Genomic DNA, 12,359 nt, shown 5'->3' on the forward strand with positions numbered 1-12,359 from the left:
GCCAGCAGTGATGCTGGCTTTTTTTATGGCTGCAATTTGAAGTATGAATAAAAAACGAAGGCAGTTATTTGCAGTAAGACCGTGAAGGTTAATTATCATTGACTATAATTTTATCATTCCATTGTTATTCGCAAATGATATATCACTTTTGTAATGATCACTGAGAGGTCGATTATGGCTAGTACTGAGATCACCGAGCAAGAACGAGGTCGCTATGAATGGTGGGCCTTTTTATTCATTATTATTCTGTTATTTCCATTGTTATCCATAGCATTAGTGAGTGGTTATGGTTTTACGATCTGGGCGTTACAAGTCTTTATTTTTGGTCCTCCTGGGCATGGTTAGGCGGTAGCATTTCGATGAAATAAACAACGGAGGGAGAACAATGGTGACGTTCATAAAAAAACTATGGGTAACCTTTTGGCGTCCTGCAGCAAAGATAAGCCTTGGTGTACTTACCCTCGGTGGGTTTATTTCAGGTGCTATTTTTTGGGGGGGTTTAATACTGCGCTCGAAGTTACTAATACTGAAAAGTTTTGTATAAGTTGTCACTCAATGCGCGATACTGTCTATCCAGAATTACAAGGTACTATCCATTGGGAAAATAATGCAGGTGTAAGGGCAACTTGTCCTGATTGTCATGTACCACATAATTGGACCGATAAAATTGCCCGTAAGATGCAGGCCAGTAAAGAAGTCTTTGGTGCAATTGTTGGCTCTATTGATACTCCAGAAAAATTTGAAGCCAAGCGATTAGAGCTGGCCCAACATGAGTGGAAACGTTTTGCAGCTAATGGGTCGTTAGAATGTAAGAGTTGCCACAGTTATGCCAGCATGAAATGGGATGAAATGTCACCACGTGCACAGGCACAAATGAAGCAAGCAGCAGTTAAAGATCAAAGTTGTATTGATTGTCATAAAGGTATTGCACATCACTTACCTGCTGATATGGCTTCGTCTGGTGGTATTGTTTCTGAATTGGCTGCAGCATCACATAGTACCGATTACTCCAGCGGCAATACTTATTACAGCGTACAGTTTTTATCTCTTTATGAAGATGAAGCCAAAACTAAAGACGGTGGTTCTTTAGAGCCAGCATCAGCGGTGAAAGTGGTGGCGATTAAAGACGATATGCTGCAAATTGAACTAAATGGTTGGCGTAAAGAAAAAGGTTTTGGTCGAGTGATTAATCAAGGCTTCGGGATGAATATACCTACCGCAGCACTGAGTAAAAACGCCGCCCAAAGCGCAGATATTGTAAAAGGCTTTGAACAAAAAGAAGATGATGTTACAGGGCTAAAATGGCAACAAGTGACTGCCACACTATGGGTTGAGAAAAAGAACTTTGTTAGTGATATAAATACTGTTTGGACCGCGGCAAAATCAGCATATAACACCAATTGTAGCGTATGTCATACTCAGCCAGCAGAAAACCATTTTGACGCAAATACTTGGCCTGGCATGTTTAACGGTATGCTTGCATTTGTGAATTTTGATACCGATAGCGAAGCTATTGTTTTGAAATATCTACAAAACCATTCGTCGGACTTTTCTAAAGCTGAACATTAATCAAGCTAAAGGTTGCTAAACAAACATCATGTTCAGCGACCTTTTTACGTTTTAATCGTGAGGAATTTTTTATGTCACTGAGTCGACGTAAATTTTTGCAAGGCCTGGCAACGACAAGCGCGGCTTCTGTTATTGGCCCCGGATTGCTGATGCAAGCTGTTAAGGCTGCTGAAGAAGTAACACAGTCAGCAGAGCCACCGGGCGTATGGAAAGTAACAGGTTCACATTGGGGGGCATTCAGAGCGCGAATTTATAATGGTCAAGTCGCTGAAATTAAACCGTTAGAGTTTGATAAAAACCCTACTGATATGCTCAATGGTATCAAAGGGTTAATCTACAGTCCTTCACGAGTGCGTTACCCAATGGTGCGGTTAGATTGGCTCAAGAAAAATAAGTACAGTGGCGAAACGCGGGGAAATAATCGTTTTGTTCGTGTGACATGGGATGAAGCATTAGATTTGTTTTATCAAGAGTTACAGCGAGTGCAGAAAGACTATGGCCCGTGGGCATTACACGCTGGTCAAACAGGATGGCGAGAAACAGGACAGTTCCAAAGTTGTACTTCACACATGCAACGTGCGGTTGGGATGCATGGTAATTTTATTAAGAAGGTGGGGGATTATTCTACAGGGGCAGGCCAAACTATTTTGCCTTATGTTTTAGGTTCTACTGAAGTTTATGCTCAAGCCACTACATGGTCAACTATATTGAAAGATTGTAAGACATTGATATGGTGGTCAAATGATCCGATTAAGAATAGTCAAATAGGTTGGCAATGTGAAACTCACGGCTCTTATGCTTACTATGAAAAATTAAAGCAGAAGGTCGCTGAAGGTGGGATCAGAATGATCTCGGTTGATCCTGTGATATCAAAATCGCAAAAATATTTTAATTGTGAACATCAATACGTTAATCCTCAAACTGACGTGCCTTTCATGCTTGCCATTGCGCATACATTGTATAAAGAGAATCTGTACGATAAACAATTTCTTGAAACTTATACCTTAGGTTTTAATGAATTCTTGCCTTATTTATTGGGTACCGGAAAAGATAAAATAGCCAAAACGCCAGAATGGGCAGAGCCTATTTGTGGTGTGAAAGCTGATGATATTCGAAAATTTGCCCGTAGTTTAGTTAAAGATCGCACCATGATAATGTTTGGCTGGGCAGTACAGCGCCAGCAACATGGTGAACAGCCGTATTGGATGGGAGCAGTGTTGGCATCCATGCTAGGGCAAATTGGGTTACCCGGTGGTGGGGTTTCTTATTCTCATTTCTATAGTGGTGTTGGGCTGCCGTTTAGTACCGCAGCAGGACCGGGTGGTTTTCCACGAAATGTCGATGAAGGGCAAGAGCCAGTTTGGAATAACAATGATTTCAAAGGCTATAGTGCGGTGATTCCCGTTGCTCGGTGGATTGATTCGATTATGGATCCGGGGAAAAAGATCAAATATAACGGCGGTAACGTCGTATTACCTGATATTAAAATGATGGTATTTAGCGGTTGTAACCCATGGAATCATCATCAACAACGTAACCGAATGAAACAAGCGTTCAGAAAATTACAAACTGTAGTGAACATTGATTATACATGGACGCCAACCTGTCGATTCTCTGATATCGTGTTACCTGCATGTACTCAGTTTGAACGTAATGATCTCGATCAGTACGGTACCTATTCAACTTCTGGTGTACTCGCTATGCATCAATTAGTTGATCCTTTATATCACTCAAAAACCGATTTTCAAATTTTTACCGAACTCACTAAGCGATTTGGTAAAAGTAAACAATATACACGTGATATGACGGAAATGCAGTGGATTGAGCAACTGTATAATGATTGTCGAAAAGCAAATAAAGGTAAGCATGAAATGCCAGAATTTGAACAGTTTTGGCAACAAGGGTTAGTGGAATTTACAACAGATCAAACCTATGTCAGTCATGCTGCTTTTAGAGAAGATCCTGAAATTAATGGTTTAGGAACACCATCGGGTTTTATTGAAATTTATAGTCGTAAAATTGCCCGTTATAACTATGAACATTGCCAAGGCCATCCAATGTGGTTTGAAAAAGAAGAACGTTCCCATGGTGGCCCTAAATCAAATAAATACCCATTTTGGTTACAATCATGCCATCCCAACAAACGCTTACATTCACAAATGTGTGATTCAGAAGAGTTTCGTAATACCTATGCGGTAAAAGATCATGAACCCGTTTATATTAATCCACAAGATGCCAAGAAGAAGGGCATTAAAAGCGGTGATATTGTACGTGTGTTTAATGATCGTGGGCAGCTACTTGCAGGGGCAGTACTTTCTGATAATTATCCAACAGGGGTGATTCGTATCGAAGAAGGTGCATGGTTTGGACCATTGAATAATGATATTGGTGCTATTGATACTTATGGCGATCCTAATACTTTAACTATTGATATTCCTACATCTGAACTTGCGCAAGCGACCAGTGCAAATACTGTTGTGGTTGATTTTGAGAAGTTTACGGGCAAAGTTCCCCCTGTTACATCGTTCAGTGGGCCTATCTATGTTAGTTAATTAAAAATAGGCTAGTAGAATGTGATCCACCATCAATAATGAAGAGCCACTACGGTGGCTCTTTATTCATTCCTTATACAATTAATAAAGGATTGTAATAAAGAGAAGGATAATTAATACATGACGAATAACAGTGAGCTTCCCGAGGCTGATGATTTTTCAGGCGTAAAAAAGCGTGAGGTGCCAGAATTTGGACAAGGCAATAGCACGTTGATTGCAGCTGGTGGTGAGGCAGGTGTACAACAGTTGGTCGCTGATTTTTATTACTATATGGATAATGAGCCAGAAGCGGCAACGATACGTGCAATGCATAGTGATGATCTTACGCAATCACAACAAAAGTTGACTACCTTTCTAGTTGGCTGGATGGGAGGAGAAGATCGTTATGTTGAACGTTACGGACGCATGAATCTTGCCAGTGCCCATCGTCATCTTGATATTGGTTATACTGAAAAGCAAGCTTGGTTAGCTTGTATGCAAAAAGCGTTAGATGCTCAACCATCTTATGATGAATTATTAAAACGTTTTATTATGGTGCGGTTATCTTTTCCTGCTGAGATGTGTCGTAATCGAAATTAGGTAATGAGTATAATTATCGTTATTTAATCAATTCCAAATCGGAATGGATAGCTATCCAAGCTTTCACTATTCGCTATTTCAAATCACCGTTATTATTCTGCTATCAAGGTGTTAACTAATAAAAGTGATAGTAAATGGAATTAGGTGTAGATCTACTCGCGATTTTATTTTTTGTAGCGCTAGCTGCTGGGTTTATTGATGCGATTGCTGGCGGTGGCGGTATGCTTACAGTACCAGCATTATTATCGGTTGGAATTCCTCCTGCTCAAGCATTAGCCACCAATAAATTACAAAGTTCATTTGGCAGTTTTTCAGCCTCTTGGTATTTTGTTCGTAATGGACTGGTAAATTTAAAACAAATGCGACTAGCAATTGGGTGCACATTTGCAGGCTCAGCAACCGGAGCAATATTAGTTCAGCATATTGATGCGACGATACTAACGAGTCTTATACCGATATTATTGGTTTGCATTTCACTGTACTTTTTATTCTCACCCAATATAGGCGCTGGTGGTGGTACACCTAAGTTATCTGAAGCGGCTTTTGCGTTTTCCGTAGGAACAAGTATTGGTTTTTATGATGGTTTTTTTGGCCCTGGTACCGGTTCATTTTTTACTATTTGTTTTGTTGTTATTGCACAGTTAGGGTTAGTTGAAGCAACGGCTCGCACTAAAATTTTAAACTTCACCTCTAATATTGCGGCATTAATCTTATTTATTCTAGCTGGCTTACCTATTTGGAAAGTGGGCCTGATTATGGCTGCTGGTGGCTTTATTGGCGCACGGTTAGGTGCGCATATTGTTATTAGTAAAGGTCAGCGTTTCATTCGACCTATGGTGGTTATCATGTCGATGGGAATGGCGATTAAACTGCTGTGGCAACAACATCCGCAATGGTTTCAATTAGGTTTTTAATACGTGGTGATTTATAACTATTGTGACGATAAATGAGGTTAATAGGGCGAATGAGTTCGGCTAATTCCTCAAACTCAAAGCAGAAATTATCGTCAATTCCTAACGTTTTTACTATAGATTTTGGCACGAGGGCTGGCGCCATGCCTGCTAATGCTAACTGGGCTGATGCGGTATAAGAATCCATCTCCATTAATGGCGTGATGCCATGCTTTTGCAATACAGCAGCTTGGGAAATGTTGGATGGATTTTTTAAATCGTTCACTACGATCGCTTTAGGCAGTACAGTTAGCGGTTGATTAAATATTATTTTAAACGGTTCATCCATTAAATGCTTTGCGATAAAATTATAATTTGCTGGTAAATGCCCAGCACAAAAACCAATAGATGCTTGACCTGATTGAACATTTTCAACAATGACTGGCGTGTGGTGAGTGGTAATTGAAATATATTTATCACGCTGAAAATAATCGCCTAATGCCGAGGCTAAATAGCCAGCAACTAAGGTTTCAGAGCAATCTAGCGTAATAATCGTTTGATCGTCTAGATTCTGATGCTCAAAAATTAAGCCACGAATTTCATTAAAACTTGGGCCAACATTTTTTATCAGCGAATGAGCATCAGGGGTAAGTTTAATTAATCGACCTGCAGGAATAATCAGTTTGGTCCCTAATGTCGTTTCAAGTTTGGCAATGCGTTTACTCACTGCCGATTGGCTAATATACAATCGGCTGCCAGTACGACTCATAGTACCTTCTTCAGCTAAGACTAATAAGGTTTCAATACCTTCAAGCAACATCGGTTCATTCCATTGATGAAAGAGAGGAATCAATAATACGGAATGATGGCTAAATAGGCTAGATGAGCTGAAGAATAGTGTGGTGATAACCGTGAATTAAACAACTACGTATTACTGTGAATTTATAGACTGACAATATTAGGATTTTAGCAAATATAAAAAACCGATCTAATGATCGGTTTTTTATTATCTGTTGGTAGATATTTGCGGTTTACTCGTCCAATTCGCTATTGGATTTTTCTTGTTTAGTGATACTGCCGACTTCAAGTAGTGGCGCAACATCAAGGTGTTCAGCATTCATCATGGTTGAAATGCGCTGTACAGAAGAAAGCAGTAACGATTGCTCCCAATCTTCCAAATCTTGGTATTGAGATATAAAACTATCTTGCAATGGCAGCGGTGCTTTATCAAGTAACACCAGCCCAGCTTCCGTAAGATGTGCATGCACTTTACGTTTATCAAGCACACTACGCTTACGAACAACGAGGCCTCGTTTTTCTAAACGATCAAGAATCGTTGTGGCTGTTGCTTGGCTCATGTTGGTGTTGTTAGAGAGTTGGCGAATAGTAATTTCGCCTGAACCACGGATTGCACGCATTAATACCAACTGTGGGCCAGTCAGTCCGGCATTCTTATTTAATTTCCTAGAATGTAGATCTATTGCTCGAATAATTTGTCTTAGAGCAATAAGTACTTCTTCGTGCCTATCCATCTAACTCTCCCAATTAAATTTGTACGTAATAACCATATAAAATCATCGTGATGTATAGGGTATTTTGATGGGTGAGAGTATACAAGAATTCTTGTCTTTTCATTGCTGTTTATCGGTATCTAATTATATTTTTTATAGATAAATGTAATTATGTGCGATTAAAATTACGCTGAAGTGTTTCAAAAATGTTTTTATTATGTATTATAACGAAATAAAAATAATTATCAGTTACATTATCATTTTGATGGTTAATTGAAAAGTCATGTATTAACAAGGATGATGCTCAATGAAAACTTGCTTCCCTCATAACACGATTGCCGCTGTAATATTGTTACTACCGATGATGGCACAAGCAACAACAAAACAAGAAGTTGTCGCCCATTATGCAGATCTCGCTCATAGTGTTTATAGTGATGCTTTAGTAACCGCCCAAACGTTAGATAAAACCATTGCTGCGATGATAGCTAATCCTTCAGCGCAAACATTAACCGCCGCTCGTGTTGCATGGAAAGCGGCACGAGTACCTTATCAGCAATCAGAAGTTTTTCGATTTGGTAATGGTGTTGTTGATGATTGGGAAGGTCAATTGAATGCATGGCCGTTAGATGAAGGCTTAATTGATTACGTTGCTGGCGACTACCAACATGAACTTGGTAATGATGGTGCGAAGGCGAATATTATTGCGAGTAATAAGCTGCAGGTCGGTAACAAAGAAATTGATGTGACTAAGATTACACCGCAATTGATCGCAGGGCTTAATGAGCTGGGTGGCTCTGAAGCAAATGTAGCCTCTGGTTATCATGCTATTGAGTTTTTGTTATGGGGACAAGATTTACAAGGTACAGCGGCAGGAGCTGGTGAGCGTCCGTTTACTGATTTTGTTAAAGGTGATGGATGTACTAATGGCAATTGTGATCGCCGTGCTGACTATCTAGCGGCAAGTGCGCAATTACTTATTAATGATCTGCAATGGATGGAAAAACAATGGTCAGCAGCTGAGGTTAATAATTACCGAGCTGAATTATTGGCAGAGCCTGCGGATAATGGCTTACGTAAGATGTTATTTGGTATGGGATCGCTCTCTTTAGGTGAGTTAGCGGGTGAACGAATGAAAGTAGCGTTAGAAGCTAACTCTCCAGAAGATGAGCATGATTGTTTTTCTGATAACACGCATAACTCACATTATTATAACGAACAGGGTATTTATAACGTTTATACCGGTAGTTACCAAACTGTAAATGGTGATTTATTACAGGGACCGAGTATTAATGATTTAGTTGTTAAAAAAGATGCCAAGGCAGCAGCTGACATTAAAGCACAATTTGAAACAGCACGAACGCAGGTTTATACCCTTGTCGAGGCTGCTGAAAAAAATAATCAGCATTTTGATCAACTGATTGCTGCTAGTAATAAAGCTGGTAATCGTTTAGTTAATCAGTCAATTTCAGCATTAGTACAACAGACAGTTGCGATTGAACAAGTAGCTAAAATTATTGGTGTTAGTAACTTAAACCCAGACACTGCGGATCATCAATTTTAAGGTTGACGGTCTAATATAGATGTATACAACGTTGCGTGTGTTCTGCACGTAACGTTATTTCCCCCCTTTATTGAATATAACGAGTGTGAGCAATGAAGTTACTGCTAGCCTCTGCTGCTTTTTTTGTTGGTTTATTGTCGTCATCGGTGAGTGCTAGTAATCATCAACAGTCGACCACTAAGATCACCTATTCATCTCAGCAATTACAACAATTAAAATCAGGTGGCAATACCACTACAGCTAAAACAGGGGCTAATGCTTTTTCATTACCCGCCACGAATCTGCCGTTGTCAAAACGATTAGATTTTAGTGTTGGTAACAGTTTTTTTCGTAATCCTTGGGTTCAAGCGCCTGCAACAACGGATGCGCGTGATGGGCTAGGACCTTTATTTAATACCAATGGTTGTCAAAATTGTCATATTAAAGATGGCCGAGGTCATCCTCCTGAAAACAATGACACTAATGCAGTATCAATGTTAGTGCGTTTAAGTGTGCCTGCTATTACTCCTCAACAAAAACAGCAACTGATCATTTCAGGCGTAATTGCTGAGCCAACTTATGGCGATCAGTTACAAGATTTTTCATTACCAGGTGCAAAGCCTGAAGGGCAAATTGCAGTTACTTATAAAGAGCATGCGGTCACGTTTACCAATGGTGATGTTGTCATGTTACGTACACCACAATTGAGTATTGAACAGCTAAATTACGGCGCAATGGCAACCGATGTGATGTTTTCTGCACGTATTGCGCCACCAATGATTGGGTTAGGGCTATTAGAACAAATTCCTGAATCAACATTAGTCGAATTTGCACAATTACAACAGCGTCAAAACCAAGGTGTTTCTGGCAAGTTAAATCGAGTTTGGAATGTGCAACTGCAACAAACGGTTGTTGGTCGTTTTGGTTGGAAAGCAGGTCAGCCGAATTTAATGCAACAAAATGCAGCGGCTTTTAATGGTGATGTGGGGTTAACTAGTCGTTTTTTTTCAAAAGAAAATTGTAGCGATAAGCAGTCTGTTTGTGCGGAAATGCCAAATGGTGGTGAATATGAAGCCAGTGATGAAGTGTTGCGGTTTGTAGAATTTTACTCACGCCATTTAGCGGTTCCTGCACGAAGAAATATTGTTGATCCTGAGGTAATTAAAGGTGAACAACTATTTAATGATGCCGGTTGTAATAGTTGCCATCGCAGCCAAATTAAAACGGCTAAAAACCCTGATTTACCCGCGCTTTCAGAGCAGATGATTAACCCTTATACCGATTTATTATTGCATGATATGGGAGTGGGCTTAGCAGATCATCGTCCAGAATTTTTAGCTAATGGCCAAGAGTGGCGAACGGCACCGTTATGGGGACTGGGGTATACCAAAGAAGTGAATGGTCATACTAATTTTCTACATGATGGTCGTGCAGGTACAGTAATGGAAGCGGTGTTATGGCACGGCGGAGAAGCTCAATACAGTCGTGATGTCGTATTGACATTTACACAACCACAACGGCAGCAACTGCTTGCTTTTTTAAATTCGCTATAGGAAAAAAACCATGAAAATAACCTATAAAAAGAGGCTTTCATCGTTATTGTTGGTGGGGATTATGGCCAGTGGTTGTGATACTCAAACACGCTTAGATAGTCATATAACACCAACTGCAGTACTTGAAAATGTACATCAATTATCGTTGTCAACAGCAAGGTTATTTGCTCAACAAACGCAACAGTTACAGCATCAAACACAACTATTATGCCAACAATACAGTCAACAACAATTAACTCTAACTCGTCAGCAATGGCAACAAGCAATGAAAACATGGGTGGGGCTACAAGGGAGAGAAAAGGGCAGTGAAGCAGCATTAGCATTGAGTTGGAATATTCAATTTTGGCCGGATAAGAAAAATACCACAGGTTATAAATTGCGACAGTTGATTAAACAAAATAAGCAGTGGCAATCAGGTGAATTAGCACAGCAGAGCGTTGCTGTTCAAGGCTTAGGTGCTGTGGAATGGTTTTTATATCAACAACCGCAGTCTTTGAAAAATGATAATGAGTGCCAATTAACAGAGGCTATAACGGCCCATTTAGCCACCACGGCGCAAACATTGGCACAAGCGTGGCAACACAATCCATGGCATTCATTATCGAACTCATTAGCGTTAGCGGAATATTTGGCAGCGATAAATAACCAACTTGATTACACGATAAAAAAACTGGTTAAGCCGATGGGAAAACCAGGAAACGTTAAGCCGTATCAAGCCGAAGCCTGGCGTTCGCAAACCTCATTAGCGAATTTAAAAGCAAGTATTGAATCTTTACAAGCTTTGTATATCGCCAATGGTACAGGCTTAGATGCATTGCTACGTGAGCAAGGTTATCAAGCTACAGCACAACGAATCAAGCAACGGTTTACATTGCTACTGGCAGATTGGCCTACATCATCAAGTATGGTGACTTTATTAAATACGAAACAAGGCTATCGTGAATTAATTAATATTTTTAATGGGTTGGAATATATTCAACTAGCACTACATGATGATGTAGCAGCTCAATTGGGTATTGTTATGGGGTTTAATGCAACTGATGGTGACTGATCTTACTCGACGCAAGTTACTTAACTATACGCTATCTTCTACAGCATTATTATCGCTGACGTTACTTTCCGGATGTAAAGATGCGACTAAACCAGTTTCAAAACCAGCATTGATAGGCTGCTGTCGAACGTTACAAGGGCATTTTGCTGCTGCAGTGATTGATAAGTACGGTGAGTTAGTTCATCAATTTCCATTACCGGCGAGAGGGCATGGAATTACTTTGCAACCAAATGGAACGTTAGCCGCTATTTTTTCCCGTCGTCCTGGACAATATATTCAAATTGTTAATTACAACAATGGTGCGTCATGGACTGTGCGCGCTGCTGATCCTAATCGGTATTTTTATGGTCATGGCGTGTTTTCTGCTGATGGCCGCTATTTATATGCTACAGAAGGTGAGGCGCTGACAAGTCGTGGCATTATTGGTGTATATGAACTTATTGATGGATTGCCCAAAGTGGCTGAGTTTAACGGTGTCGGTATTGGTCCACATCAGATGATCAGTGTCGATGAACATACACTCGCGGTCGCTGTTGGCGGTATTCATACACTGGGCCGTATACCACAAAATTTAGCGTCAATGCAATCAGCTTTAATGTATATAGATAAGCGCACAGGCGAAATTGTCGATTTGGCTCAATTAGCTAATAAACATTTAAGTATTCGCCATTTAGATGTTACAGCTGATGGGAATGTAATTTGTGGCCAACAATACAAAGCTAAAACAGATATAACTGTGCCACTAGTAGCAATGCATCGGCGTAACCAATCATTGCAGTCCTTATTTGGTAATGATGAACAATGGCAAAGATTTAATCACTATATATCAAGTGTTGTGAGCTTAGATAATTATGTGCTGGCAACATCGCCACGTGGTAATTGTTACGGAATTTGGAATAGCAATAGTGGTGAGCTGCTTGAGATCAAACCATTAGCAGATGTCTCTGGTGCGACTGTTATTAATAAGCAATGGGTACTTAGTTCTGGTAGTGGAAATATTGCTCATGTCTCTATTACTAGACAGTCACGATATAATCAAACAGCTATTATTTGGGACAACCATTGGTGCTCAATACCAGCGGCTAAGTTATACCATCGTAATGTAACCTGACAA

General features: G+C 40.0%; 10 protein-coding genes and 1 pseudogene. 9 read left to right on the forward strand and 2 right to left on the reverse strand.

Going from position 1 to position 12,359, the window contains the following annotated elements:
- The first annotated feature begins 174 nt into the window (after positions 1 to 174).
- From BTN98_RS03820 to BTN98_RS03840, 5 genes and pseudogenes are all read left to right on the forward strand, one after another.
- Positions 175 to 345 (forward strand): periplasmic nitrate reductase, NapE protein, encoded by a 171-nt coding sequence (locus BTN98_RS03820; protein WP_060996534.1) that lies wholly within the window; start codon positions 175 to 177, stop codon positions 343 to 345.
- Positions 346 to 385: 40 nt separating this feature from the next.
- Positions 386 to 1,569: pseudogene (gene torC, locus BTN98_RS03825) on the forward strand (pentaheme c-type cytochrome TorC).
- Positions 1,570 to 1,640: 71 nt separating this feature from the next.
- Complete coding sequence (torA, locus tag BTN98_RS03830; RefSeq protein ID WP_060996532.1) at positions 1,641 to 4,121, forward strand: trimethylamine-N-oxide reductase TorA; 2,481 nt, start codon at positions 1,641 to 1,643, stop codon at positions 4,119 to 4,121.
- 120 nt (positions 4,122 to 4,241) lie between these two features.
- Entirely contained in the window at positions 4,242 to 4,700 is a 459-nt protein-coding gene (locus tag BTN98_RS03835) for a group II truncated hemoglobin (protein ID WP_060996531.1), read from the forward strand.
- Positions 4,701 to 4,834: 134 nt separating this feature from the next.
- Positions 4,835 to 5,614: a TSUP family transporter gene (locus tag BTN98_RS03840; RefSeq protein ID WP_060996530.1), complete on the forward strand. Its 780-nt coding sequence runs from the start codon at positions 4,835 to 4,837 to the stop codon at positions 5,612 to 5,614.
- On the opposite strand, the gene BTN98_RS03845 is transcribed toward BTN98_RS03840, so the two are convergent.
- Positions 5,565 to 6,410 carry a LysR family transcriptional regulator gene (locus BTN98_RS03845; protein ID WP_060996529.1) on the reverse strand — a complete coding sequence of 282 codons (846 nt, stop codon included), beginning with the start codon at positions 6,408 to 6,410 and terminating at the stop codon, positions 5,565 to 5,567. The genes BTN98_RS03840 and BTN98_RS03845 overlap by 50 nt on opposite strands.
- A gap of 211 nt (positions 6,411 to 6,621) precedes the next feature.
- The gene (locus BTN98_RS03850; RefSeq protein WP_060996528.1) at positions 6,622 to 7,122 is read right to left on the reverse strand and encodes a MarR family winged helix-turn-helix transcriptional regulator; all 501 of its coding nucleotides are present in this window, start codon (positions 7,120 to 7,122) and stop codon (positions 6,622 to 6,624) included.
- 286 nt (positions 7,123 to 7,408) lie between these two features.
- Between BTN98_RS03850 and BTN98_RS03855 the strand changes: the two genes are divergently transcribed.
- The 4 genes from BTN98_RS03855 (at position 7,409) to BTN98_RS03870 (ending at position 12,356) form a co-directional block, all read left to right on the forward strand.
- Positions 7,409 to 8,662 carry an imelysin family protein gene (locus BTN98_RS03855; RefSeq protein WP_060996527.1) on the forward strand — a complete coding sequence of 418 codons (1,254 nt, stop codon included), beginning with the start codon at positions 7,409 to 7,411 and terminating at the stop codon, positions 8,660 to 8,662.
- A 92-nt stretch (positions 8,663 to 8,754) separates the two neighbouring features.
- On the forward strand, positions 8,755 to 10,194 hold the full coding sequence (locus tag BTN98_RS03860) for a di-heme oxidoreductase family protein (RefSeq protein WP_082732083.1): 1,440 nt from the start codon (positions 8,755 to 8,757) through the stop codon (positions 10,192 to 10,194).
- A 10-nt stretch (positions 10,195 to 10,204) separates the two neighbouring features.
- Entirely contained in the window at positions 10,205 to 11,245 is a 1,041-nt protein-coding gene (locus tag BTN98_RS03865; RefSeq protein WP_065189927.1) for an imelysin family protein, read from the forward strand.
- On the forward strand, positions 11,226 to 12,356 hold the full coding sequence (locus tag BTN98_RS03870) for a DUF1513 domain-containing protein (protein ID WP_231730606.1): 1,131 nt from the start codon (positions 11,226 to 11,228) through the stop codon (positions 12,354 to 12,356). The genes BTN98_RS03865 and BTN98_RS03870 overlap by 20 nt, the downstream gene beginning before the upstream one ends.
- Positions 12,357 to 12,359 lie beyond the last annotated feature (3 nt).

The organism is Photobacterium aquimaris (genome assembly GCF_002954455.1).
GTDB classification, from domain to species: Bacteria; Pseudomonadota; Gammaproteobacteria; order Enterobacterales; family Vibrionaceae; genus Photobacterium; species Photobacterium aquimaris.